The sequence below is a fragment of the Allobosea sp. 05T439 genome, from assembly GCF_056396005.1.
This window is the reverse complement of the sequence record NZ_JBFTKP010000032.1, coordinates 44,572-69,017: the sequence shown is the minus strand read 5'-3', so window position 1 is coordinate 69,017 and position 24,446 is coordinate 44,572. Positions and strand designations below refer to the sequence as shown.

Annotated in this window: 27 protein-coding genes and 2 pseudogenes; 19 read left to right on the top strand and 10 right to left on the bottom strand. The window is 64.8% G+C overall.

The genetic code is table 11. From position 1 onward, the window contains the following. Positions 1–345, top strand: a pseudogene (locus AC1DIO_RS26930) (integrase core domain-containing protein); the annotation flags it as partial. Positions 346–431: 86 nt separating this feature from the next. Here the strand turns inward: AC1DIO_RS26930 and AC1DIO_RS26925 are convergent. Then, positions 432–1,421, bottom strand: a complete 990-nt coding sequence (locus tag AC1DIO_RS26925) for a quinone oxidoreductase family protein (RefSeq protein WP_441507300.1) — start codon at positions 1,419–1,421, stop codon at positions 432–434. A 100-nt stretch (positions 1,422–1,521) separates the two neighbouring features. Here AC1DIO_RS26925 and AC1DIO_RS26920 point away from each other — a divergent pair, with 100 nt between their 5' ends. After that, positions 1,522–1,908: a winged helix-turn-helix transcriptional regulator gene (locus AC1DIO_RS26920; protein WP_441507299.1), complete on the top strand. Its 387-nt coding sequence runs from the start codon at positions 1,522–1,524 to the stop codon at positions 1,906–1,908. A 66-nt stretch (positions 1,909–1,974) separates the two neighbouring features. On the opposite strand, the gene AC1DIO_RS26915 is transcribed toward AC1DIO_RS26920, so the two are convergent. Further along, positions 1,975–2,970: a 2-hydroxyacid dehydrogenase gene (locus tag AC1DIO_RS26915; RefSeq protein ID WP_113517994.1), complete on the bottom strand. Its 996-nt coding sequence runs from the start codon at positions 2,968–2,970 to the stop codon at positions 1,975–1,977. 191 nt (positions 2,971–3,161) lie between these two features. On the opposite strand from AC1DIO_RS26915, the gene AC1DIO_RS26910 reads away from it, so the two are divergent. Then, on the top strand, positions 3,162–3,707 hold the full coding sequence (locus tag AC1DIO_RS26910) for an SH3 domain-containing protein (RefSeq protein ID WP_441479940.1): 546 nt from the start codon (positions 3,162–3,164) through the stop codon (positions 3,705–3,707). A 12-nt stretch (positions 3,708–3,719) separates the two neighbouring features. On the opposite strand, the gene AC1DIO_RS26905 is transcribed toward AC1DIO_RS26910, so the two are convergent. Both AC1DIO_RS26905 and irrA read right to left on the bottom strand, forming a co-directional pair. Further along, entirely contained in the window at positions 3,720–4,499 is a 780-nt protein-coding gene (locus AC1DIO_RS26905; RefSeq protein ID WP_441507298.1) for an META domain-containing protein, read from the bottom strand. A gap of 84 nt (positions 4,500–4,583) precedes the next feature. Further along, complete coding sequence (gene irrA / locus AC1DIO_RS26900; protein ID WP_069877765.1) at positions 4,584–5,048, bottom strand: iron response transcriptional regulator IrrA; 465 nt, start codon at positions 5,046–5,048, stop codon at positions 4,584–4,586. 171 nt (positions 5,049–5,219) lie between these two features. Between irrA and AC1DIO_RS26895 the strand changes: the two genes are divergently transcribed. The 7 genes from AC1DIO_RS26895 to AC1DIO_RS26865 all read left to right on the top strand — a co-directional run bounded on the left by AC1DIO_RS26895 (position 5,220) and on the right by AC1DIO_RS26865 (position 10,739). Then, the gene (locus tag AC1DIO_RS26895) at positions 5,220–5,855 is read left to right on the top strand and encodes a LysE family translocator (protein WP_476854354.1); all 636 of its coding nucleotides are present in this window, start codon (positions 5,220–5,222) and stop codon (positions 5,853–5,855) included. Positions 5,856–5,996: 141 nt separating this feature from the next. Next, a complete protein-coding gene (gene fabA / locus AC1DIO_RS26890) occupies positions 5,997–6,509 on the top strand; it encodes a 3-hydroxyacyl-[acyl-carrier-protein] dehydratase FabA (protein WP_043231524.1) in 513 nt (170 codons plus the stop codon). A gap of 118 nt (positions 6,510–6,627) precedes the next feature. Beyond that, complete coding sequence (gene fabB / locus AC1DIO_RS26885; protein ID WP_476854353.1) at positions 6,628–7,854, top strand: beta-ketoacyl-ACP synthase I; 1,227 nt, start codon at positions 6,628–6,630, stop codon at positions 7,852–7,854. Between the two features lie 6 nt (positions 7,855–7,860). Next, positions 7,861–8,133: a DUF3303 domain-containing protein gene (locus tag AC1DIO_RS26880; protein WP_476854352.1), complete on the top strand. Its 273-nt coding sequence runs from the start codon at positions 7,861–7,863 to the stop codon at positions 8,131–8,133. Between the two features lie 81 nt (positions 8,134–8,214). Beyond that, a complete protein-coding gene (fabI, locus tag AC1DIO_RS26875; protein ID WP_476854351.1) occupies positions 8,215–9,048 on the top strand; it encodes an enoyl-ACP reductase FabI in 834 nt (277 codons plus the stop codon). A 107-nt stretch (positions 9,049–9,155) separates the two neighbouring features. Then, positions 9,156–9,401, top strand: a complete 246-nt coding sequence (locus AC1DIO_RS26870) for a DUF2188 domain-containing protein (RefSeq protein WP_069877761.1) — start codon at positions 9,156–9,158, stop codon at positions 9,399–9,401. Between the two features lie 252 nt (positions 9,402–9,653). After that, positions 9,654–10,739: a Rieske 2Fe-2S domain-containing protein gene (locus AC1DIO_RS26865; protein WP_441507296.1), complete on the top strand. Its 1,086-nt coding sequence runs from the start codon at positions 9,654–9,656 to the stop codon at positions 10,737–10,739. A 195-nt stretch (positions 10,740–10,934) separates the two neighbouring features. On the opposite strand, the gene AC1DIO_RS26860 is transcribed toward AC1DIO_RS26865, so the two are convergent. Further along, positions 10,935–12,167 carry an argininosuccinate synthase gene (locus tag AC1DIO_RS26860; RefSeq protein ID WP_069877759.1) on the bottom strand — a complete coding sequence of 411 codons (1,233 nt, stop codon included), beginning with the start codon at positions 12,165–12,167 and terminating at the stop codon, positions 10,935–10,937. Between the two features lie 263 nt (positions 12,168–12,430). Here AC1DIO_RS26860 and AC1DIO_RS26855 point away from each other — a divergent pair, with 263 nt between their 5' ends. Beyond that, the gene (locus AC1DIO_RS26855) at positions 12,431–13,039 is read left to right on the top strand and encodes a 2-hydroxychromene-2-carboxylate isomerase (protein WP_441490239.1); all 609 of its coding nucleotides are present in this window, start codon (positions 12,431–12,433) and stop codon (positions 13,037–13,039) included. 119 nt (positions 13,040–13,158) lie between these two features. Here the strand turns inward: AC1DIO_RS26855 and AC1DIO_RS26850 are convergent, their stop codons facing one another. From AC1DIO_RS26850 to AC1DIO_RS26840, 3 genes are all read right to left on the bottom strand, one after another. After that, positions 13,159–14,211: a M48 family metallopeptidase gene (locus tag AC1DIO_RS26850; RefSeq protein WP_476854350.1), complete on the bottom strand. Its 1,053-nt coding sequence runs from the start codon at positions 14,209–14,211 to the stop codon at positions 13,159–13,161. Positions 14,212–14,241: 30 nt separating this feature from the next. Next, entirely contained in the window at positions 14,242–14,799 is a 558-nt protein-coding gene (locus AC1DIO_RS26845) for a LemA family protein (RefSeq protein WP_069882216.1), read from the bottom strand. A 91-nt stretch (positions 14,800–14,890) separates the two neighbouring features. Next, positions 14,891–15,319 (bottom strand): GFA family protein, encoded by a 429-nt coding sequence (locus AC1DIO_RS26840; protein WP_441507294.1) that lies wholly within the window; start codon positions 15,317–15,319, stop codon positions 14,891–14,893. 136 nt (positions 15,320–15,455) lie between these two features. Between AC1DIO_RS26840 and AC1DIO_RS26835 the strand changes: the two genes are divergently transcribed. The 7 genes and pseudogenes from AC1DIO_RS26835 to lhpI all read left to right on the top strand — a co-directional run bounded on the left by AC1DIO_RS26835 (position 15,456) and on the right by lhpI (position 22,068). Next, positions 15,456–15,986 carry a GNAT family N-acetyltransferase gene (locus tag AC1DIO_RS26835; protein ID WP_441507293.1) on the top strand — a complete coding sequence of 177 codons (531 nt, stop codon included), beginning with the start codon at positions 15,456–15,458 and terminating at the stop codon, positions 15,984–15,986. A 271-nt stretch (positions 15,987–16,257) separates the two neighbouring features. Beyond that, a pseudogene (gene rpsA, locus AC1DIO_RS26830) lies at positions 16,258–17,970 on the top strand (30S ribosomal protein S1); the annotation flags it as partial. An 88-nt stretch (positions 17,971–18,058) separates the two neighbouring features. Further along, a complete protein-coding gene (locus AC1DIO_RS26825) occupies positions 18,059–19,348 on the top strand; it encodes an Hsp70 family protein (protein ID WP_441507292.1) in 1,290 nt (429 codons plus the stop codon). 85 nt (positions 19,349–19,433) lie between these two features. Continuing rightward, a complete protein-coding gene (sppA, locus tag AC1DIO_RS26820; RefSeq protein ID WP_441507291.1) occupies positions 19,434–20,402 on the top strand; it encodes a signal peptide peptidase SppA in 969 nt (322 codons plus the stop codon). Positions 20,403–20,430: 28 nt separating this feature from the next. Next, on the top strand, positions 20,431–20,715 hold the full coding sequence (ihfB, locus tag AC1DIO_RS26815) for an integration host factor subunit beta (RefSeq protein ID WP_043231503.1): 285 nt from the start codon (positions 20,431–20,433) through the stop codon (positions 20,713–20,715). Positions 20,716–20,764: 49 nt separating this feature from the next. Continuing rightward, a complete protein-coding gene (locus AC1DIO_RS26810) occupies positions 20,765–21,103 on the top strand; it encodes a LapA family protein (RefSeq protein WP_441490233.1) in 339 nt (112 codons plus the stop codon). Between the two features lie 14 nt (positions 21,104–21,117). Then, positions 21,118–22,068 (top strand): bifunctional Delta(1)-pyrroline-2-carboxylate/Delta(1)-piperideine-2-carboxylate reductase, encoded by a 951-nt coding sequence (gene lhpI, locus AC1DIO_RS26805; RefSeq protein ID WP_441490232.1) that lies wholly within the window; start codon positions 21,118–21,120, stop codon positions 22,066–22,068. Between the two features lie 6 nt (positions 22,069–22,074). On the opposite strand, the gene AC1DIO_RS26800 is transcribed toward lhpI, so the two are convergent. Both AC1DIO_RS26800 and AC1DIO_RS26795 read right to left on the bottom strand, forming a co-directional pair. After that, positions 22,075–22,248, bottom strand: a complete 174-nt coding sequence (locus tag AC1DIO_RS26800) for a DUF3309 family protein (RefSeq protein WP_441507290.1) — start codon at positions 22,246–22,248, stop codon at positions 22,075–22,077. Positions 22,249–22,345: 97 nt separating this feature from the next. Next, a complete protein-coding gene (locus AC1DIO_RS26795) occupies positions 22,346–23,332 on the bottom strand; it encodes a Bug family tripartite tricarboxylate transporter substrate binding protein (protein WP_441507289.1) in 987 nt (328 codons plus the stop codon). 160 nt (positions 23,333–23,492) lie between these two features. Here AC1DIO_RS26795 and mepA point away from each other — a divergent pair, with 160 nt between their 5' ends. Continuing rightward, on the top strand, positions 23,493–24,440 hold the full coding sequence (mepA, locus tag AC1DIO_RS26790; RefSeq protein ID WP_441507288.1) for a penicillin-insensitive murein endopeptidase: 948 nt from the start codon (positions 23,493–23,495) through the stop codon (positions 24,438–24,440). Positions 24,441–24,446: the final 6 nt, after the last annotated feature.

Here is a 24,446-nt window from a genome sequence, read left to right as displayed (position 1 = left end):
GTCGCCTATTACAAAGGCCTCGGCGTCTCCGTCGCGCGCGTCATGACCGACAACGGCCCCTGCTACAAAGCCCATGCCTTCCGCCACGCCTGCCGCGAGCTCGGCCTGCGCCAGATCAGGACCAGGCCCTACACGCCCAGGACCAACGGCAAGGCCGAACGCTTCATCCAGACGGCGCTACGCGAATGGGCCTATGCCAGACCCTATCCCCACTCAGAGCGCAGAGCCGAAGAGCTGCCGCGCTGGCTCCATCATTACAATTGGCATCGCCCCCACGGCGGAATCCAGGCCAATACCCCCATCAGCAGACTCGCTCGCGACGAGGACAACCTGTTGACGCTCCACAGCGTGATCGACTCTCATAGTTTAGAGCATGCTTTATGCGAAAAACCGTTGCCACTTTTCGCGGCATGCTCTTGGCCTCGCTTCGCTCAGGGCACCAGCACGATCTTGCCGGCCGAACGCCGGCTTTCCAATGCTTCATGCGCCGCGGCCGCCTGCTCCAGGGGAAAGCTGCCGCCGGAAAGCACGGTGAGCTCGCCACGCTCGGCCAGGCCGAATAGCATGGCGAGGTCGGTTTTGACGTTCTCGGCGGTCAGTAGCGGCAGCAGGCTGAAACCGGCAAGCAATTGATTGCTGGAGATGAGCTTCTGCAACTGGGACATGTCCAGTCCAGCATCCCGGGTGTTCAGCGCTCCGAAGAGGACGATCCAGCCAGAGGGAGCGAGCAGCTCCAGACTTGTCACTGCAATCTTTCCGCCCGCTGATTCGTAGATGATGTCGGGCCCCGCGCCGCCGGTCGCGGCCTGGACCTGAACACCCCAATTGGGTTGCGTGTAATCGACGCCCGCATCGGCCCCGAGGTCCCGGGTGAGGGCGAGCTTGTCCTGCGAGCTTGCTGCCGCGATGACACGCTTCGCTCCTGCATGTTTGGCCATCTGCACGAGCAGGCTGCCGACGCCCCCTGCTGCGGCATTGATCAGGACTGTCTTGCCCGCAGGCTGTGCCTGTCGAAAGAGATGGAGGGCTGTCAGGCCCTGCACCATCAGGGCCGCGGCTGTCTCAAACGGAAGGCCCGGGGGGAGCGCAACGACGTGAGCCGCATCGGCTGCGACATATTCAGCGTAGCCGCCTGAGAAGATGCCGGCCGCGAAGAGCGGGACGGCGACCCGATCGCCGCGCTGAAAGCCGGAGGCCCCTTCGCCGAGAGTCTCGATCGTGCCGGCGATCTCGACGCCGGGGATCATGGGCAGAACGGGCGTCGCGCCATAGCGATCCTGCCTCTGTAGCGTCTCGAAGAAGTTGACCCCGGCTGCGCGGACGCGGATCAGCACCTCGCCGGGGCGGGGGAGCGGCTTCGCGACGTCGGTGGGTATGAGCATATCGGGGCCGCCGAAGCGGCTGATCTGGATGGCCTTCATGGGCGCCTCGCGACAGTGAATGATCCTGCCGGGCGTTCTGGGCTATGATGCGGTCCAACGACTACACACCGATTTGTCTCTTACAGACCGGAAGGTAACCATGGCCGATCCGATGAAGCGCCTGCCGGTACAGCCGGTCGAGCGCGCGCTGAAGGTGATTGCGGGACGCTGGAAGGCGATCATCCTCTACCAGCTCTTCGATCAGCCGAGGCGTCTCACGGAGTTGAAGAAGCAGATGCCGCGGATCAGCCAGAAGGTCCTGATCCAGCAATTGCGCGAGATGGAAGAGCATGGGCTCGTCCATCGCGAGATCCTTCAGCAAGTGCCGCCGCGCGTCGATTATTCCGTGACCGCACTCGGGCACAGCCTGGAGCCGATCATCCGGTCCCTATGCGACTGGGGACGCAAGCACGCGGCCGATCTCGACGATCTCGCCAGCCTGTCGGAATGCCGGCTTCCTCCGGCTGAGCGAGCTGCTGCAGCCTGACCTTGCCTTCAATTGGGTGGACCAAGCGGATCCTGGGGAGCTGTTCTGGCCCGATCGGGCCGTCGCCTACAGCATGCTCGGCAGCACGCGGTCCGGCGGCTTGTGACCATCCATGAAGGTCTTGATGTTGACGATGACCTTCTCACCCATATCGGCCCGGCCTTCATGCGTTGCCGAACCCATATGGGGCAGCACGACGATCTTGTGGCTGCGGGCCAGCTTGAGCAGGCGCGGGTTCACGGCGGGCTCGTGCTCGAACACGTCGAGACCGGCGCCGGAAAGTTCTCCCGCTTCCAGCATGCGCGCAAGCGCCGTCTCGTCGACGATTTCGCCGCGCGCCGTGTTCACAAGGATGGCGTCGGGCTTCATCAGCTTCAGACGGCGGGCCGAGAGCAGGTGATAGGTCGCCGGTGTGTGCGGGCAGTTGATCGAGACGATATCCATCCGCGCCAGCATCTGGTCGAGCGAATCCCAGTAGGTCGCGTCGAGTGCCTCCTCGATGCGCGCATCGACGCGCCGGCGGTTGTGATAATGGATCGAGAGGCCGAAGGCCGCGGCCCGCTTCGCCACCGCCTGGCCGATCCGGCCCATGCCGACAATGCCGAGGCGCTTGCCGGTGATGCGCCGGCCCAGCATCCAGGTCGGCGACCAGCCGCCCCACTCGTCGTCCGAGATGATGCGGGCGCCCTCCGAAATCCGTCGCGCCACGGCCAGGATGAGGGCGATCGTCATGTCGGCCGTGTCGTCGGTCAACACGCCTGGCGTGTTAGTCACGGTGATGCCGCGCTGCACGGCGCTGGCGACATCGATATTGTCGACGCCATTGCCGAAATTGGCGATCAGGCGCAACTGATCGCCAGCCTGGGCGATGATCCCGGCATCGATCCGGTCGGTCACGGTCGGAACCAGCACGTCAGCGGTCTTGACCGCCTCGACCAGCGCAGCCTGGCTCATCGGGGCGTCATCGATATTGAGACGGGCGTCGAACAGCTCGCGCATGCGCGTTTCGACGACGGCCGGCAGCTTGCGTGTGACCACGACCAGCGGCTTCTTCTTCGTCATTGACGGCTCCTCTCCCCGCAGCCCTGCGACAACGCCGCCGTTCCGCCTCAACCCGCCATTAACTAAGGCGTATCAGGAATGAGAACGACGTGTTCACGCGCTGGTTCGTGTCTAGAAGGCGGCGCGTCGGATGACAACATGACCCTTCGCCGGGTACCCGGACCATGGCGGAGCACGAACATGATGCGGAGATGGTGCGGATGAGCGGTCTGATGATGCGGAGCCTGGTTTTGGCGGCGGCAATGCTTGCAAATCTCGGCTCAGGCTCGGCTGTTCTCGCCCAGGACATGACGGCCGGTTCCGTGACCGGGCTGCCGATCCCGCGCTATGTCAGTCTGAAGTCGGACCGGGTCAATCTGCGCGAAGGCCCCTCCAAGGAGCATCGCACGAGCTGGGTGTTCCAGCGTGCGGGTCTGCCCGTCGAGATCACCGCCGAATTCGAGACCTGGCGCCGCGTGCGCGATGCCGACGGCTCGGAGGGCTGGGTGCTTCACAGCCTGCTCTCGGGGCGGCGCACGGCCCTTGTCGCCCCCTGGTCGAAGGTCAAGGACGAGGTCTTCACGCTCCATGCGAACGCCGACGCCGGATCGGCCGTGACCGCCCGTCTGCAGCCKGGCGTGATCGTCAATGTGGTGAACTGCGCGAATTCCTGGTGCCGCGTCGGCGTCGCCAAGATGAACGGCTATATCAAGCAGGAGCGTCTCTGGGGGGTCTACCCGAACGAGAAGGTCGACTGATCCCTTTACGCGCTACATCCTGGCGAGACGCATGATCGGCGAGCCGCCCGCATCCAGCAGGACGAGCTTGTCCTGGCGCTGGTCGATGCGCCAGCCGCGAGCGGCTTCCAGCGCTGCGAAGAACTTGCTTTCCTGATTCATCGCAGCCGGCGTGCAGGCCATGCGCGTGGAGGCGAGCGGGCCGAAGGCGATCTGGGGCCCGCTGATCTTAGCGCTGCCGCTCATGCGGTTGCAGCCGCCCGTGCCACTGACCTTGCCGTCCGCCGCGAGCTCAAGCACCGATTGCAGCCGGTCCATCACGCCGCCGCTGCGAATATCCTCGGCGAGCCAGCGCCCGACCGGCGTGGCTGGTCGCGGCGCTTCAGCCTGGTCGCGGGCGACATGTTCGACCCGGATCGTCGTGTCGTTGCGGCCGCCGTCGAAGACGGTGTGGCGGGTCGTGTTGATGAACAGCAGGCGCTCGCCGTCGGTGATGCGCGCCTGCAGGGCATAGGTCCAGCGCGGCTCGATCAGCGCGCGGTCGAAACGCAGCGTGTAACGGATCGGATTGCGGCGCGCCCGAAGGCGTGTCTCGGCAATCGTCTTGGCGGGCGCGTCGGCCAGCGAGACATCGAGCAGGCGGACCTCGACGATCGCCGTCCGTGGCAGCGCGATGCGCTCGCGGAAGAACACCGTTCCACGCAATGTCATCGGCGAGGCGATCGCGCTTCCGGCGGGAGTGACCAGCGCCAGGGCCACGAGGCCGGTCAGACTGCGGCGGGAGATCAGGGCCTTGCTCGGCTCATTGGTCACGCATGGTCTCCTGGCGACGCAACAATGCCCGCGCAGAGGGCTCGCAGCATAGGCATCCTGTGAGTGAAGGCTGGACGCGTTGCGTCAGCCGGCGATCTTGCGCAAACGCACGACGACATCGACGCGAGCGATTTCGTAACCTGTCGGAGGCTCCGGCAGAGCAGCGACGTCGACCGCCGAGGCTGGAATATCGATCACCGTATTCTCGCCATCGACCACGAAATGATGGTGGTCGCTATTGTCTGTGTCGAAAAAGGTCTTGGCGCCGTCGATTGCGAGCTCGCGCAGCAGGCCGGCCTGGGTAAACTGGTGCAGCGTATTGTAGACGGTCGCAAGCGACACCGGCACGCGCGCCTTCATCGCTTCCTCATAGAGCATCTCGGCGTTGACGTGCCGGTCGCCCTTGGCGAACAGCAGCCAACCGAGCGAAACGCGCTGCCGTGTCGGACGAAGCCCGACGCGGCGCAGCCGCTGGCGTACGTCATGGAACGGACAGCCCTGCCGATCGCTCGATCCGTAGCCCTGGTTCTGGGAGATCAGATCGCTCATGCGCAGGCTCGGTCCTTCTGGTTTGCAGTGATCGGCGTGCCGCGATGATGCGGCGCCTAGTTTAGATGAGATGTAAGGCCTTGCTTTCGCCCTCGCAAGCTTCCGCCAGCCTCCTGACAGGATTCGGGTGCCTCTCCACGCATGATCGCGGCTGATGGTTCGGAGGCTGCCATGTCCGAGACCGTACATCTCTGGCTCTTCTTCAGTCTGGTTTTCGGTATCGTCATCGTGCCGGGCATGGATATGGCTTTCGTGCTGGCGAACGCGCTCGCCGGTGGGCGCCGCTCTGGCCTCTATGCGACGGCGGGAGTGATCGCGGCCGGCATCTGCCATGTCGTGGTGGGTGTCCTGGGCGTGAGTGCGGTGCTTCGGCTCGTGCCGATGGCCTTCGACGTCATGCTGCTGCTGGGCTCGGCCTATATCGCCTGGATCGGCCTTGCATTGCTGCGCGGAGGCGCATCCTTCGCGCCGGTCCTGGAGACGCGGCGTTGCAATAGCTGGACAGCGTTCCGGCAGGGGGCCTTGACCAATCTGCTGAATCCGAAAGCCTATCTCTTCATGCTGGCCGTCTTCCCGCAGTTCCTGAGGCCGGAGGCGGGCGCGATCTGGTTGCAGGCCGCGATCCTGAGTCTGATCATCGCCGGGACGCAGTTTGCGGTCTACGGCTCGCTCGCACTCGCTGCGGCAGGCAGCCGCACCGTGCTTGCGGGCAACCGCCAGGCAACCATGCTGGTTGGTCGTGCGGTCGGTGCGTTGCTTGTTCTGGTGGCCGCCATGACGGCCTGGCAAGGCTTGTGCAGCCTGTGATCGCCGATCTTTCGGGCGGAAGACCCGGGTTGCGCCCTTTCGTTTCGGCGCAGGCCCGTGTTACGCACGGCTCCGAGAGCACATGACCATCGCCAATGCCGGATAGGGCTTGGCCAAACGGTCGATACGGAGCGGGGCAGTATGGAGCGTCAGTCGTCATTCAGCTACGAGGAGATCCTCAGCTGCGGTCGCGGGGAACTTTTCGGACCTGGTAATGCGCAGTTGCCGCTGCCGCCGATGCTGATGTTCGATCGCATCACCGAGATCGCCGAGAATGGTGGTCCTCATGGCAAGGGCTTCGTGCGCGCCGAATTCGATGTCCGGCCGGATCTTTGGTTCTTCGATTGCCATTTCAAGGGCGATCCGGTGATGCCGGGCTGCCTCGGGCTCGATGCGCTCTGGCAGCTCACCGGCTTCTTCCTCGGCTGGCTCGGGCTGCCGGGCCGGGGCAGGGCACTTGGCGTCGGCGAGGTGAAATTCGCGGACCAGGTCCTGCCCAGCGTCAAGCAGGTCGTCTACGGCGTCGAATTCAAGCGGGTCTTCAAGTCCAAGCTTGTGCTCGGCATCGCCGACGGCTGGCTGGAGGCGGATGGCAAGCGAATCTATACGGTCTCAGATATGCGCGTTGGCTTGTTCAAGCCTGAAGGCGCCTGAGTAAAACCGCGCACCGGCCTTGCGCTCGCCGTCTGAGCGGTCCATCTGCGCGTGATTGAGAAGATAGACCGGACCTCCGCGAGGTCCGGTCCGTGACGAGAAAGCCGGAGAAACGAGCATGAGACGCGTTGTGGTCACAGGGATGGGCATTGTCTCGTCCATCGGCAACAATACGCAGGAAGTGCTGTCCTCGCTGCACGAGGCCAAATCCGGCATCGCCTTCATGCCAGAATTTGCGGAACATGGTTTCCGCAGCCGCGTCGGCGGCGCTCCGACACTCGACGCCGCCAGCGTGGTCGACCGTCGCGCCATGCGCTTCCATGGCGGCGGTTCCGCCTGGAACCATGTTGCCATGGAGCAGGCGATTGCGGATGCCGGCCTCGAGGCCGGCGAGATCAGCCATGAGCGGACCGGCATCGTCATGGGCTCGGGCGGTCCCTCGACCCGCGCCCTGATCGACGCCTATGACAAGGCCCGCGAAAGCGGATCGTCGAAGAAGGTCGGCCCGTTTGCGGTGCCCAAGGGCATGTCCTCGACCGCGTCGGCTACGCTTGCGACCTGGTTCAAGATCAAGGGCGTGAACTACTCGATCTCCTCGGCCTGCGCGACGTCGAACCACTGCATCGGCAATGCCTATGAGCTGATCCAGTGGGGCAAGCAGGATGTGATCTTCGCTGGTGGCTGCGAGGAACTGGACTGGACGCTCTCCGTCCTGTTCGACGCTATGGGCGCCATGTCGACCAATTTCAACGAGACGCCGTCACGGGCGTCGCGCGCCTATGACGTCAGGCGCGACGGCTTCGTCATCGCCGGCGGGGCCGGCGTGGTGGTGCTTGAGGAACTGGAACACGCCAAGGCGCGCGGCGCACGCATCTATGGCGAGATCGTCGGCTATGGCGCGACGTCGGACGGTTACKACATGGTGGCCCCCTCCGGTGAGGGCGCGGTGCGCTGCATGAGGATGGCTCTGCAGGGCGTGAAGGCCAAGGTCGACTACATCAACCCTCACGGCACCTCGACCCCGGTCGGCGATGCCAAGGAGATCGAGGCGATCCGCGAGGTCTTCGGCGCCGGCGAGAAGAGCCCGCCGATCTCGGCGACAAAGTCGCTGACCGGCCATTCGCTGGGTGCGACCGGCGTTCAGGAGGCGATCTATTCGCTCCTGATGCTCAACAACGATTTCATTTGCGAAAGCGCCCATATCGAGGAGCTCGATCCCGCCTTTGCCGACATGCCGATCGTGCGCAAGCGCATCGACAATGCCGGCCTTGGTTGCGTGCTCTCGAATTCCTTCGGCTTCGGCGGAACGAATGCGACCATCGTGATGAAGCGGCTGGAGGTCTGAGCCTCCATGCTGTTCATGGTCATCGAGCATTTCGACCAGGCGCGGGTGAAGGACATCTATCGTCGCTTCCACGAGCGTGGCCGCATGATGCCCGATGGCCTGCGCTATGTGGACAGCTGGATCCAGGCAGACCTGGCGCGTTGCTTCCAGGTGATGGAATGCGACGATGTCGCGGTGCTGCAGGAATGGGTGCTGGAATGGAGCGATCTCGCGCACTTCGAGATCGTGCCGCTGGCATCATCCAAGGCGACGGCCGCAGCCATCGCCAAGCATCTGTAGCAAGAGCCAAGCCTACCCGCCTGATCCAGTCTTACTTCCTGTTGCTTAAGTACCCTTCCAAGACCCGAATAGAGTCATCCCATGCTCMCCTTGATGCATAACAAGCGCGGCCTCGTCATGGGCGTCGCCAACCAGAATTCCATCGCCTGGGGCATTGCGCGGACCCTCCACGCCCATGGCGCCGAGATGGCCTTCACCTATCAGGGCGAAGCGCTCGGCAAGCGCGTGAAGCCGCTGGCGGAGAGCATCGGATCGAAGCTGGTCCTGCCTTGCGATGTCGAGGATATCGCAAGCGTCGATGGCGCCTTCGCTGCGATCGACGAGGCCTGGGGTGGGGATCCCGAGCGCAACACGCTCGATTTCATCGTTCACGCCATCGGCTTCTCCGACAAGAACGAGCTCAAGGGCCTCTATGCCGACACCAGCCGCGAGAATTTCTCGCGCACCATGGTGATCTCCTGCTTCTCCTTCACGGAAGCCGCCAAGCGCGCCGCCGAGCGCATGCCCAGAGGCGGCAGCATGATCACGCTGACCTATGGCGGATCGACGCGGGTGATGCCGAACTACAATGTGATGGGTGTGGCCAAGGCGGCGCTCGAGGCGAGCATGCGCTATCTCGCCGCCGATTTCGGTCCGCGCGGCATCCGCGTCAACGCACTCTCGCCCGGGCCGGTGCGCACGCTTGCCGGCGCCGGCATTTCGGATGCGCGCGCCATGTATTCATGGCAGCGGGCCAATTCGCCCTTGCGCAAGTCGGTGACGCTCGAGGAGATCGGTGGCTCGGCGTTGTACTACCTCTCKGATCTGTCGGGCGGCGTGACCKGCGACGTTCATCATGTCGATGCCGGCTATCACGTCACCTCGATGCCGGTGCTCGAAGGTTTGCGCGCGGCTGATAGCGGTAACGGCGAGTAGCCGAAGCCGATTTGGGTCTTCATCATCGGGCCGGCTCGGACTATCTTCGAGGCGGTGGAACCCGAGGGGCGTCCGGCGGTTCCGCTTGTGATCCTCGGAGGACGGCCATGGTCATGGTGAAGTACGAGATCGTCGAGCACGATGGCGGCTGGGCCTACAAGGTCGGCGGTGCGCTATCCGAGACCTTCCGGTCGCATGACGCCGCGCTCAAGGCGGCCAACAAGGCCGCTGCCCGCCAGAAGCGACCAGGCGTCACCGACGGCATCGTCTATCAGGATGCCCGGGGTGATTGGCACGAGGAGCTCGCGCAGGGCAGCGATCGGCCCCATACCTGGATCGTCGACAAGCCGTGACGAAGCTCGGCCACTTCATCTGCGCGGCCTAGGTCACCTGTGCTTGCATCGGCTTTTCCCGAAAACCGCAATCCACTTTTTGGGCCGATGCTCTAGCTGCGCCGGCGCGAGTGCCCTTGGGAGCATCCGAACCGGCACCCCGAGCGCGACAGTGCGTTTCGAGACCAGCCTGCAATGCACCGGCAATCCCCAGGTCGACCTTGAGCCTGAGCCGCCAGCCTTCGGCGCGGCATAGGATACCCAAGGTCCCGAATGACAGTTTCAGTGATCCCGCCGATCGATGCTGTGGCGCAGGCGGTGCCGGCGGCCAGCGAGTTTCGCGAGCCGCCACGCGAAGCCTGGTACTGCGCCAAGAGCAAGGGACGACTTGCTCCCGGCGCCCGCGAGAGCGTGACGATCCTTGGCGAACAGATCGTGATCGGTCGCAGGCGCAGCGGTGAAGTCTTCGCTTTGCGTGATCGTTGCCCGCATCGGGGCGCGCCGCTATCGCAAGGACAATTCGACGGGGTGGCTCTCACATGTCCCTTCCATGGCTGGCGCTTCGGCACGGACGGACAGTGCCTGGCAATGCCGACCCTGGTTCATGATGATGCGACGGATCCCGGACAGGTCAGGGTCCAGGGCTTTCCGGTGCGAGAGGCGGACGGCATCATCTGGGTCTATCTGGGCTCGCAGCCGGCCGAGGCCCCGCCGGTTCCCGAGCTGATGCTGCAGCGCGTACCGCGGTGCCGCGTGTCCGTTTCCGTGCTGGTCGAGGCCTCCTACGATCTATGCGTGCTCAGCCTGATCGATCCTGGCCATGTCGGCTACGTCCATAATTCCTGGTGGTGGCGGCCAACCGCGACGGCGCGGGAGAAGACCAAGGACTTCGCCCCTCTGCCATTTGGCTTCCGGATGACGGCCCATAGGGCAGCGGCGAACTCCAGGGGCTATCGGTTGCTCGGCCGGCCGCAGACCGAAGTGGATTTCCTGTTGCCGGGACAACGGATCGAGCGGATCACCGTGGGCAACCGTACCATCGTGAACGCGACCTTCGCGACGCCGATCGATGCGAAGCGGACGCTGCTGACGAATGTGCTGCTCTCCGACCTGCCGCAACTGGTGCCGCTGGCCCTGCCGATCCGCTGGGCCGCCCGGGCCTTTCTGCGTCAGGACCAGGATATCCTGGAACTTGCCCAGCAGGGTCTCGAGCGCAAGCCGACAATGCTGCTGATGGGTCAGGCCGACCGGCTGGCGCAATGGTATTTCCGGCTGAAGCGTGACTATGCCGCGGCCCGGCGCACGGGCGTGGCATTTCAGAACACGCTGGCACCCGAGCGTTTGCGCTGGCGCACCTGACGCTGTTGCAAGCCTCGTTGATCAGGGCCGGGACGCTCGGCCCGGCCGCTGACTGATCAAGACTATCGGCGCCTCGCTCTGATCGGGCTCAGCCAGCCTGATCGGTTTCGCGCGCGACCGAGCCGTTCTCTTTCATCGCGCGGTCCGGTCCGCGCTGCAGCGGTGAACGCCGCAGCGCGTGAGGGACAAGCCCGATCAGAGACCGAGCTTCTTCTTGCGCTGGCCGAGTGTCCGCAGGCGCAGCGCGTTCAGGCGGATGAAGCCCGCCGCGTCGCGGTGATCATAGGCGACTGCGCCCTCCTCGAAGGTCACCAGATCCTGGTCGTAGAGCGAATAGGGGCTGGAGCGGCCGACAACGTGGACGCCGCCCTTGTACAGCTTCAGGCGAACCTGGCCGGCGACGAATTCCTGGCTCTTGTCGATCAGCGCCTGCAGCATCTCGCGCTCAGGCGAGAACCAGAAGCCATTATAGATCAGCTCCGCATATTTCGGCATGATCTCGTCCTTGAGATGGGCCGCGCCCCGGTCGAGCGTGATCGACTCGATCGCCCGGTGCGCCGCGTGCAGGATCGTGCCGCCGGGCGTCTCATACATGCCGCGCGACTTCATGCCGACGAAGCGGTTCTCGACGAGATCGAGGCGGCCGATGCCGTTGTCGCGGCCGAGATCGTTCAATTTCGCCAGGAGCGTGGCGGGTGAAAGCGAGACGCCGTCGATGGCGACCGCATCACCCTTGGCGAAGTCGATGGTGATATAGGTCGGCTTGTCCGGCGCATCCTCGGGCGAGATCGTGCGCGAGTAGACGTAATCCGGCACTTCCTGCGCCGGGTCCTCCAGCACCTTTCCTTCCGAGGAGGCGTGCAGCAGGTTGGCGTCGACCGAGAAGGGCGCTTCGCCGCGCTTGTCCTTGGCGATCGGGATCTGGTGCTGTTCGGCGAAGGCGATGAGCTGCTCGCGCGAACGCAGGTCCCATTCGCGCCAGGGCGCGATCACCACGACATCGGGCTTCAGCGCATAGGCGGTGAGTTCGAAGCGGACCTGGTCGTTGCCCTTGCCGGTTGCGCCATGAGAGATGGCGTCCGCGCCGACCCTCTCGGCGATCTCGATCAGCTTCTTGCCGATCAGCGGGCGAGCGATCGAGGTGCCGAGCAGGTAGACGCCTTCATAGGCGGCATTGGCCCGGAACATCGGGAAGACGTAGTCGCGGACGAATTCCTCGCGCAGGTCCTCGATATGGATGTTCTCGGGCTTGATGCCGAGCAGCAGCGCCTTCTGGCGAGCGGGCTCCAGCTCCTCGCCCTGGCCGAGATCGGCGGTGAAGGTCACCACCTCGCATTCATAGGTGGTTTGCAGCCATTTCAGGATGATCGAGGTGTCAAGGCCGCCGGAATAKGCGAGCACGACCTTCTTCACGCGCTTGTCGGACATCGATGATCTTCCTGCTCTGACGGCATGTTTCCATGCCGGGGACGCTTCGACTGTGGATGGCCCTGTTTTCGGCTCAATGGCGCACTATCGCAGCCCTCGGGACGACGCAATCGGAACCTTCTGATCGATCAAACGTCATCCCGTGATGGGTCGGTATCAACGATGCCGATTGTGCAACACGCGTCCTGCGTGCTTGCAGTCGCGCCGCGACAGGTCGAAGCTTCCCGAGCGCGACTCAAACCGATGACCGACCTGGAGGCTGAATGCCGAATCGTCCCGTCCTCGACTTCTGGTACGAGTTCGCGTCACCCTATTCCTTTCTGAGTGCCTTGCGGGCTGAAGCCGTGGCAGACGAAGCGGGAGTGGCGCTGCGTTGGCGGCCCTTCCTGCTTGGACCGATCTTTGCCGGCCAGGGCTGGACGACGTCACCTTTCAACCTGTTCCCGAACAAGGGCCGCTATATGTGGCGCGATCTCGAGCGCCAGACCGCCCGTGCCGGCATCAAGCTTGTCCGGCCCAACCCGTTTCCGCAGAATTCCCTCGTCGCGGCGCGCGTCGCGCTCGCAGGGCGCGAGGCGGGCTGGATGCCCGCCTTCTCGAAGGCGCTGTTCAGGGCTGCGTTCTGCGAGGGACGAAACATTGCCGAGGAAGCCGTACTGGTCGCGGCGCTGAAGGAGGCTGGCGCGGATCCCGGCTCCGCGTTCTCGGCCTCGCGAAGCGAGGAGGTCAAGGGCAGGCTGAAGGCCGAGACCGAACTCGCGAAATCGCTCGGGATCTTCGGCGCTCCGGCCTTCGTCACTGGCGATGGCGAATTGTTCTGGGGAGATGATCGGCTGGGGGAGGCCCTCCGCTGGGCCCGGGATGGGTGTTAGATCATGGGGCCGGATCCTGTATCCGGTCCGGTGAACCAACCTTCTGTGTGTGCACCGGCTTTCCAAAGGACTGCAATCCACTTGTCGGACCGATGCCTTGAGCACGAGGCTGCCGCGGGTCAGTCCTGCGGCCTGGCGCCCCACGGACCGCGCGCCGTCCCGACCATGGTCGGCAGATCMTGACGCTCTGACATCMTGGGCGGATGCGGCGGCATCGCCGGCATCCGGCCGCCTGCCGTCTCGACGAGTGCCTGCACGCGTTTGGTGATCGAGGGATGTGTCGAGAACAGGTCGGCGAAATCGTCGGGATCGTTCTCGAAGCACATGTCCATGACGCCCGACGGCACTCCGTCGATATCGGCGCGCCCGGCGATCTTGAGCAGCGCGGAGATCATCGCGTCCGGATTCTTGGTCAGTTCGACCGCCCCGGCATCGGCCAGATACTCGCGCGAACGCGACAGAGACAGGCGGATCACCACGGCGAGCAGCCAGGAGATTGCGATGATTGCGACGCCGAGCAGGATGGCGACGCCGTTGCCCTTCTTGTCATCGTTGGACGAGACCCGCACGCGCCCCACGCTGCGGAAGATGATCTCGCCGATGAGCGAAATCACGCCTGCGATCACCACGGCGATGATCATCATCCGGACGTCGCCATTGCGGATATGGGTCAGCTCATGCGCAAGAACGGCCTCGATCTCATCATCCGTGAGGGTCTGGATCAGGCCGGTCGTGACCGTGACGGTGAACTGCTTGTCGTTGACGCCGCTGGCGAAGGCATTGAGGGCTTCGCTTTCAACGATCGAGAGCTTGGGCACGGTGAGCCCCCGCGAGATGCAGAGGTTCTCCAGCATCCGGTAGAGCTTGGGGTTCTGTTCCCGCGTCACGCCTTTGGCGCCGGTGACCGCGCCGATCAGCCCGACATTGATCTTGAAGCCGATGAAGACCCAGGCCGTGGCCGCGAGCGTGATGAACGGAAACCAGGACCAGAACAGGTGGATCGTCTCTGAATAGACGCTCTGTCCGCGCGCGACCCCACCATAGCCATAGGCAATCAGGATCAGGCCGTAGCTTGTCAGATAGACCAGCAGGAACAGCCCGGCGATCAGGAAACCCGACCGGATCCGGTTGTTGCGCATATGGGTATAGAGCCCGAAGGCCTGACCCGGCATGGCGCCGCTCCGTTGCCGCTCTCGAGCCGGTCAGAACTTCACAGTGGGGGCGACATCGAGCTGCGCGCGTGCTTGCTCGCCGACATCGAAGAACTCCCGCGGGGTGAAACCCATCTGCGGCGCGAAGAACACGGCCGGAAAAGCCTGGATCGCAGCGTTGAACTCGCCGACGGCGTTATTGAAGAAGCGCCGCGCCGCCGCGAGCTTGTCCTCGACATTGCTGAGTTCGCTCTGGAGCTGCTGGAAATTGGCGCTTGCCTTGAGGTCGGGATAGGCCTCGGAAAGAGCGAGCAGGCGGCCCAGCGCGCCGGATAGCTGCTGTTCCGCGGCTGCCTGCGCTTGCGGGCCTTGGGCCGACAGGGCCGCGTTGCGTGCCTTGACGACCGCGTCGAAGGTCTCGCGCTCATGCGAGGCGTAACCCTTTACGGTCTCGACAAGGTTCGGGATCAGATCGTGGCGCTGCTTCAGCTGGACGTCGATATCGGCGAAGGCCTGGTTGACCCGCTGCCGCATCGCAACGAGCCCGTTATAGGTCATGACAAGATAGATGGCAGCGGCCGCAAGGAGCCCGAGAACGATCCAGCCCATGAATTTCTCCTCAGCGCCGGACAGCGCGGCGCGCAAGGTGGCATGAAGAGCAACTCTGGGGAAGCGGGGCCGGGCGCCGAGTTGTAAGGACCTAGGGAGCGCCGACGTCCCGTTTTGTTTCCTCCACATGCCACCATCCGGGCCGCCCGTCGCGATAGCTGTGGGAGGTCGGCATCAGCTCCGCCGAGAGCGGCTTGTCGAAACAGCCGAGGAGCAGCGCCATGACGGGATCGTCATCGACTGCGCCGATGCTGCTTCCACAGGCCGGGCAGAAGGCCCGGCTCGAATAGTCCGACGAACGGAAGAGCGACGGTGCCCCGCCGGGGCCGGTCCAGGCGATTGCGTCCCTGGCGAACTCGACCCAGGCGACTGTCAGTGCTCCGGTATGGCGCTGGCATAGGGTGCAGGAGCAGGTGTGCGGCTTCTCGGCCGGGCCCTTGGCCTCGAAGCGGATCGAGCCGCAAAGGCATCCGCCGGTATAGTGCGTCGGCCTGGCCGTTCGCCGGTCGTCATGATTCACTGCCCCAACTCCCGCGGTGTCCTCACCGCCGGTTCGCCCTATCCCGTCGCCGCGTGGACTGGAACCCCCATCGGTCATCGGAGTATGTCCAACGCGATTGCCGAGTGCTGCGGAGCGATGAATGACTGGATGTGACATGGCCGAAATCACGATCCGCCTCGCCGTGCCGCAGGACGCCGGCCGCCTTCCGGAGGTCGAGCGTTCCGCCGGCCAGATTTTCCGAACCGTACCAGACCTGGCCTGGATCGCGGACGATGCCGTGATGTCGGCCGAGCCCCATCTCGTCAGCATCGTCGCTGGCACGAGTTGGGTTGCTCTTGACGTGACAGGCGAGGTCGTCGGMTTCCTCAGTGCCGAGCGGATCGACACCGAATTGCATGTCTGGGAGCTGGCGGTCCGTGCAGACCGCCAGGGCAGGGGCATCGGCACTCACCTGGTTGGCGCAGCCATCGGCCATGCCAGGGCAAGTGGGCTGCGGGCCCTCACACTCACCACCTTCCGGGCTCTTGCCTGGAATGAACGCTTCTATGTCCGGCTCGGCTTCGTGACGCTCGAGGACGGCGCGATCGAGGGAAGGCTCCGCGCGGTCCTGGAGCGCGAAGAGATACACGGGCTTCCCATCGCGCGCCGCTGCGCCATGCGCTTCGACCTGATTGCGAGCAGCTGACGGGCAAAACTCTTGCCGTGCGTCGCTTGATCGACTACATCCGCCTCGTCCGAAGGGCCGTGATCGATCACAGCCGGGGGCGGCCTTTGAGGCTGGCTCCCGTTTGGTGTTGGAAGCGAGCTCGTCGGATACGGATCATGTTCGACGGCTCAGCGCCGCCAGCCTCCCTGCGAGGCAGCCTCCATGAGGCGCCGTCGGAGACGGTCCGGACCGCAGCACCAACCCAAACGGCGCTTGCCGGCTATCGCGGGATACGCGACCGGCGTCAGGAGAATGCATGTCAGCCGTAGAAAGCTATCACGCGGGTCGCGAGGACTTCGCCGCCCTGCTCGAGGAATCCTTCGCCCGTAACGACGCGCTTGAAGGTTCCGTTATCAAGGGCATCGTCGTCGCCATCGAGAAAGATATGGCGATCATCGATGTCGGCCTGAAGACTGAAGGCCGCGTCGCCCTCAAGGAATTCACCGGCCCCGGCCGCGACCAGGACATCAAGGTCGGCGACGAGGTCGAGGTCTATCTCGACCGGGTCGAGAACGCCCTCGGCGAAGCCGTGATCTCGCGCGACAAGGCTCGCCGCGAAGAAAGCTGGGTCAAGCTCGAGAAGGCCTATGAGGCTCGCGAGAAGGTCACCGGCATGATCTTCAACACGGTCAAGGGTGGCTACACCGTTGACCTCGACGGCGCCGTCGCCTTCCTGCCGCGTTCGCAGGTCGACATCCGTCCGATCCGCGACGTCGGCCCGCTGATGGGCCAGCCGCAGCCGTTCGAGATCCTCAAGATGGATCGTCGTCGCGGCAACATCGTCGTTTCGCGCCGCACGGTTCTCGAAGAGACCCGCGCCGAGGCCCGTTCCGAGCTGGTCGCCAGCCTCGAAGAGGGTCAGGTCATCGACGGCGTCGTCAAGAACATCACCGAATACGGTGCGTTCGTTGACCTCGGCGGCATCGACGGCCTGCTGCACGTGACCGACATGGCCTGGCGCCGCGTCAACCATCCGTCCGAGGTCGTAACCATCGGTCAGACGGTCAAGGTCAAGATCATCAAGATCAACCAGGAGACGCACCGCATCTCGCTTGGCATCAAGCAGCTGCTGGCCGATCCGTKGGATGGCATCGCCGCCCGTTATCCGGTCGGTGCGCGCCTCAAGGGCCGCGTCACCAACATCACGGACTACGGCGCGTTCGTCGAAGTGGAGCCGGGCATCGAAGGCCTCATCCACGTCTCCGAGATGTCGTGGACCAAGAAGAACGTCCACCCCGGCAAGATCGTCTCGACCTCGCAGGAAGTCGACGTCGCGATCCTCGAGGTCGATCAGGTCAAGCGCCGCATCTCGCTCGGTCTCAAGCAGACCCTGCGCAATCCGTGGGAGGTCTTCGCCGAGACCCACCCGTCGGGTTCGGTGGTCGAGGGCGAGGTCAAGAACAAGACCGAGTTCGGTCTCTTCCTGGGTCTCGAAGGCGACATCGACGGCATGATCCATCTCTCCGATCTCGACTGGAACCGTCCGGGCGAGCAGGTCATCGAAGAATACAAGAAGGGCGATATGCTTCAGGCTGTCGTTCTCGATGTGGACGTCGAGAAGGAGCGCATCTCGCTCGGCCTGAAGCAGCTTGGCGGCGATCCCTTCGTGGATGCCGGCGAGTTCAAGAAGGGCCAGGTCGTCACCTGTGAGGTGATCGAGGTCAAGGAAGCCGGTCTCGACGTCAAGATCACCGGCACCGACATGACCACCTTCATCAAGCGCGCCGAAATCGCACGCGAGCGCTCCGAGCAGCGCCCCGAGCGCTTCGCGGCTGGCGAGAAGGTCGATGCCCGCGTCATCCTGTTCGACAAGAAGGCTCGCAAGATCCAGGTGTCGATCAAGGCGCTGGAAATGGCCGAAGAGAAGGAAGCGATCGCTCAGTTCGGCTCGTCCGACTCCGGCGCCTCGCTTGGCGACATCCTCGGCGCGGCCCTCAAGAAGGCCAGCACCGAGAAGAAGTGATCTTCGGGCCGCGTCTCGCGGCCTGACACATCCATCAGCCCGCGCGGAGAAATCCGCGCGGGCTTTTGTTTCGGCGAAAGGAAGCGGCATGAACGACATCGCGATCGGCATCGATTTCGGCACCACCAACAGCGTGGTCGCCCTGGCACGGCCGGATGGTTCGGTCTCGACCCGCAGCTTTGCGACGAAGCAGGGCGCCGTCGACGCCTACCGCTCGGCGCTGATGTTCTGGCGTGAGGGCCGGCCGCCGCAGGCCCGTGTCGTGCATGTCAGCGGACCTGATGCGCTCGACATGGCGCTGGGCATGACGACCGAGCATCGCTTTCTGCAATCGCTGAAGACGCATCTGTCCAGCCGCGCCTTCCAGGAGACGCGCCTGTTTGGAAAGCTGTATCGGCTCGAGGACCTGATCGGCGTCTTCCTCGCCGATCTCAGTGCCGGGCTCGACGATCTCTCGGAGACGCCACTGATCTCGGGCCGCCCGGTCGTCTTCGCCGGCGAGCGCCCGGACGAGGAACTGGCCGTGAAGCGCCTCTCGGCCTCCTATGCGAAGGCTGGCATGCCCAAGGTCGATTTCGCCTATGAACCGCTCGGCGCGGCCTACTGGTATGCGCGCGACCTGAAGACGCCCCAGACCATGCTGGTCGCCGATTTCGGCGGCGGCACGAGCGACTTCTCCGTGATGCGCTTCGAGCCTGGCGGGGCAGGGCGGCTGGAAGCGATCCCGCTCTCGCATGCCGGTGTCGGCGTCGCCGGTGACACCTTTGACTATCGCATCATCGAACACGCCGTTTCGCCGCGGCTCGGCAAGGGCTCGCAGTATCGTTCCTTCGAGAAGCTGCTGCCGATTCCCGCCCATTACCACGCGGCCTTCGCGCAGTGGCACAGGCTCTCGCTGATGAAGAGCCGCGAGACCATGGCCGAGCTCAAGGCGCTGATCCGCGACGCGGTCGAGCCCGGCAAGCTCGAGGATCTGCTGACCGTGATCGAATACGATCTTGGCTATGAACTCTATCGCGCCGTCTCGGCGGCCAAGGTTGCGCTGTCGTCGCAGGACGAGACCGTGCTGAACTTCCGCCAGATGGATGTCAGCATCGAGGGGACGATCCGCCGGACGGATTTCGAAAGCTGGATCGCCGAGGACGTCGCGTCGATCGAGGCGGCGCTCGATCGCGCCCTCGTCGAAGCCAAGGTCGAATCCGGTGCGATCGAGGCCGTCTTCATGACCGGCGGAACATCGCATGTCCCGGCCGTGCGCGCCCTGTTCGATCGTCGCTTCGGCTCGGAACGTGTTCACATCGGTGACGCCTTCCGGTCTGTCGCGAGCGGCCTTGCGCTATTGGCGCTCGATCGGCAAAGAGCGACGCTCGACGCCTGAGGCCGAGCGTCGCCTTGCCCCGTCGCTGCGGCGAGGCTACATCACGGGCCCAGCCAGCGTCCGTGACCCCAGGAGCGTTTACCCCATGTCGTCCGATGCAGACCTGCTCGCCGACCGCCGCAACCTGCGGCGTAAGCTGACGCTCTGGCGCCTGCTCGCCGTTCTTGGCGTCATCGCGGCGGCTGTCGTCGCGGGGCTGGCCTGGAGCGGCAACGCGCCCGGTTCGACCTCCCGCGCGCATATTGCGCGGGTCACCATTTCGGGTTTCATCTCAGGGGACAGGCGCACGCTCGATCTCATCAAGTCGCTCGAGGACAGTCGGGCGTCCGCCGTCGTGGTTCGGATCGACAGTCCCGGCGGCACCACCAGCGGTTCCGAGGCCTTGCACATCGCGCTGCGCAGTCTGGCGGCCAAGAAGCCGATGGTGGCGGTCGTTGACGGGCTCGCCGCCTCGGGCGGCTATATCGCGGCCATGGGCGCGGACCGCATCGTGGCGCGCCAGACCTCGCTCGTCGGCTCGATCGGCGTGCTCTTCCAGATTCCCAATGTCGGCCGCCTGCTCGACACCGTCGGGGTCAAGGTCGAGGAGATCAAATCGAGCCCGCTGAAGGCGGCGCCGAACGGCTTTGAGCCGACCTCGCCTGAGGCGCGCGCCGCGCTGCAACGTGTGGTCGAGGATAATTACGATTGGTTCAAGCGCCTCGTCGGGGACCGCCGCAAGCTCGGAGAGACCGAGATTGCCGTCGTATCGGACGGCCGCGTCTATTCCGGCCGGCAGGCCGTCGGCCTTAAGCTGGTCGACGAGATCGGCGGCGAGCCGGAGGCGATCGCCTGGCTCGAGCGCGAGAAGAATGTCGCGAAGGATTTGCCGGTGCGTGACTGGCGCCGCCGCAACGAGGCCTCCGCCTTTGGTCTGTGGAGCGCTGGCGAGGCGATGGCCCGCGCAGCCGGTCTGGAATCGCTGGCCGTGATCCTTGCGCGGGCTGCCGATCAGCCGGTTGGCCTGCGGCTTGACGCGCCCTTGGCGCTCTGGCAGCCTGTCGCCGAAAAGTGATGTTGATACAATCGGTTATATTGGACACATGATAAAATCTGAACTCGTTCAACGCATCGCCGAGCGCAACACTCACCTCTACCAGCGCGATATCGAGAACATCGTCACGGCTATCCTCGACGAGGTCGTCAAGGCGCTGGGGCGTGGTGACCGTGTCGAACTGCGCGGCTTTGGTGCATTCTCCCGCAAGGCCCGCGCCGCAAGGGTCGGCCGCAACCCTCGCACCGGCGATGCGGTCGAGGTCGAAGAGAAGTTCGTGCCGGTCTTCAAGACCGGCAAGGAGCTTCGCCAGAGGCTGAACGGCAAGCACTGACATCCAGCCGGATGTCAGGCTCGCTCGTGCGGCACGCGAGGAAAAATCCATGAAAGCTTTCTTCAAGGCGCTGATCCTCGTGCCGGTCGCCTTGGCGATCGTCCTCTTCTCGATCGCGAACCGGGGCCCGGTGCGGGTCTCGCTCGATCCGTTCAGCCGCGACGCGCCGACGCTGGCCTTCGATCTTCCGCTCTTCGCCGTGGTTCTGGCCGCGATTGCTGCGGGGGTCCTGATCGGCGGCCTCGCCTCATGGATCGCGCAGGGCAAGCATCGCAAGGCGGCGCGACGCAATCGTCGCGAGGCCGAGGCTCTGCGCAGCGAGGCGCAGTCATTGCGGGCCGCTGTGCCCGATTCCGCCCTGCCGGCTCTGACCAGCCGCAACAACTGATTGACGAAAGACAGATGCGCGTTATCCCCGCGGCGGAGATCGACCGCCTTCTCACTTTCCCCGCCTTGATCGATGCGCTGGATGGAGCCTTTCGCGGCGACATCGTCACGCCTGTGCGCCATCACCACGAGATCGAACGGCCGGCCGATCATGCCACGCTTCTGCTGATGCCGGCCTGGACCGGGCCGACCGCGCCGGAGGCTTTCCTCGGCACCAAGGTCGTCACGGTCTATCCGTCGAACGGCTCGCTGAGCCTGCCGAGCGTGATGGGCACATACTTGCTCATGAACGGTTCGACGGGCGCGCCGCTCGCCGCGCTTGATGGCGCGCGCCTCACGGCCTGGCGGACGGCCGCGGCCTCCGCGCTCGCCGCACGCAAGCTCGGGCATCCCCATGGCAAGCGCATGCTGATGGTCGGCTCGGGCGCGCTGGCGCCTTTCCTGATCAAGGCGCACGGTGCCGTGCGCGATTTCGAGGATATCGCCATCTGGGGCCGCCGGCGCGAGGGAAGCGAGGCGGTGGTGGAAGCCCTGGCCGCGGAGGGTATTACCGTTCGCGTCAGCGACGACCTCGAGGGCGACGCACGGCAGGCCGACCTGATTTCCTGCGCGACTCTGTCGCGAGAGCCCATTGTCATGGGCCGCTGGCTGAAGCGCGACGCCCATCTCGACCTCGTGGGCGCCTTCAATCTGTCGATGCGCGAGGCCGATGACGAGGCTCTGCACCGTGCGCGCGTCTTCATCGACACTGAAGCCGCCCTGGTGGAGGGCGGGGATGTGGCGGTCGCGATCAAGGCCGGTGCTTATGAGGCGGACAAGGTCGCCGGCACGCTGGCTCAACTGTGCCGCGGCGAAGTCGCCGGGGCCAATGAGGACGGCGAGATCACGCTGTTCAAGTCGGTCGGTACCGCGATCGAGGATCTCGCCGCGGCCATGCTGGTCTGGCACCTCGCCAATCCTAGCTGAATCCCGTCAGACACGGACGGGCACGCCCCCGATTGCACCTAGCAGCCAAAGCACCAGAACGACCATCAGAACGACGCCGACGACACCGCCGAGGCCGGCATTGCCGTAGCTGCGATGGCCATAATACCCGCCGCCGCCGAGCAGCAGGATGACCAGCAGAACGATAACGAGTGTAGACATGACGCGCCCCTCTCCCTGTCGCATCGCGCTGCCGCGATGCGACAGGATGCGACAGGGAAACGTCTGGGGTGTACCGAGAGTTCCCCAGGAGTGCCGCTTACTCCACCTTGACGCCGACCTCGCGGATCAACTCGCCCCACTTCTTCATTTCCGCCTGCAGAAAGGCGCCGAGCTCTGCCGATGTGTTGCCGACGGGTTCGGCCGCCAGAAGGTCCATCTTGGCCCGAAGCGCTGGATCGGCGAGCCCGGCCTTGGTGTCGGCATGGATCTTGTCGATGACGGCCTGCGGGGTCTTTGCCGGAGCGAAGAGCGCGAACCAGGAGGAGACATCGAAGCCCGGAACGACGTCGGCAATCGGCGCGAATTCCGGAGCGGTCGCCGAGCGCCTCGCCGTGGTGATGCCGAGGCCGCGGATCGACCCCGAGCGGACATGGGGCAGCGCCTGGGTGATGTTGTCGAAGATCAGGTCGACCCGCCCGCCGATCAGGTCCTGCGTTGCCTGCGCGGTTCCGCGATAGGGCACGTGGACCATCTTGGTGCCGGTCAGCTTCTGGAACAATTCGCCGGAGAGATGGACCGAGGTCCCGACGCCGGATGAGGCATAGGTCAACTTGCCGGGATTGGCCTTGGCATAGGCGACGAGCTCAGCCGTGTCCTTGACCGGGAGATCCTTGTTGACGACCAGCAGGTTCGGCACCAGCGCAACCATGGTGATGGGGGCAAGATCCTTGGCCGGGTCGTAGTTCAGCTTGGCGTAGAGATACTGGTTCGTCGCCATGCCGACGGAGACGATCAGGAAGGTGTCGCCATTGGGCTCCGCCTTGGCGACGACATCGGTGCCGATATTGCCACCGGCACCGGGCCGGTTCTCGACGACGATGTTTGTGCCCCATGCCTGGCCGAGCTTGTCGGCGACGAGGCGCCCAAGCACGTCCGTCGCTCCCGCTGGCGGGAAGGGCACGACGAGTTTCAGCGTCCGGCCCTGCGGCCAGGAGCCCTGCGCAAAGCTCGCCGTGCCGGGCAAGGCCAGGCTTGCACCAAGCCCTCCAAGCAGCGCGCGGCGGTTGATCGTGGTGTCCGTCATCAGCGTTATCTCCTCCCATGGGCGCGCGATCTTCTTCTGGGCGAAGGCGCCCGATCGCTGCGTAGCCAAGGCTGCAACCCTGCGTAGGCGTTGTCCATGCCTGATACGTGTGACGTTTCTCGTGCTTGACCTGATCTCCAAAACCCGGCGTTCTCGGGCGATGCAGAGCACGAATCGCCCGCTCCTGGCCCTGTCCGCCTTGCTCCTGGCCGCGCTGACGGCACCGGTCGTGCATGCGCAGTCGACTGCGGAGGAGGAAGCGAAGCGCCGGACGGCCAATATCGCGGCCTTTCCCGAGGCGGCGCGTGCCCTGTTCGGGCAGAAGACGACGCCGGCCAGCATGCAGGCCCGTGCCATCGGCTCCTATGCGAGGGGGTGTCTTGCCGGTGCGACGACGATGCCGGTCGACGGCGAAAGCTGGCAGGTGATGCGGCTGGCCCGGAACCGCAATTGGGGCCATCCTGCGCTGATTTCCTATCTGGAGACGCTTGCCCGCAACGTCCCCAGGATCAACGGCTGGCCCGGCCTGCTGGTTGGCGACATCTCCCAGCCGCGCGGCGGCCCGATGCTGACCGGCCATGCTTCGCACCAGATCGGCCTCGATGCCGATGTCTGGCTCACGCCGATGCCGAAGCAGCGCCTCGACAGTGACGCGCGCGAGAATATGTCGGCGGTGAACATGGCGCGAGCCGACTGGCGCGATGTCGACCCGAAGAACTGGACGCCCGCCCATACCAGGCTGATCAAGTCCGTGGCTGCCGAAGCGCGTGTCGAGCGCATCTTCGTCAATCCCGCGCTCAAGGTTGCATTGTGCCGCGAGGCTGGTGCGGATCGCTCATGGCTCGAGAAGGTCAGGCCGATGTGGGGCCATAACTACCATTTCCATATCCGGCTGAGCTGTCCGGCGGGAATGGAGGGGTGCTCCGGCCAGGAGCCGCCGAATTTTGGCGACGGCTGCGGCGCGGAACTGACCGGCTGGGTCGAGCGGCAATACAAGGCGATCTTCAATCCGCCCAAGCCGCGCCCGGGACCGAAGCCCAAACCGAAGCCGCCGATGTCCGTCGATGCATTGCCGGCGGAATGTCGGCAGGTGCTGGTCTCCCGCTGACGCTGC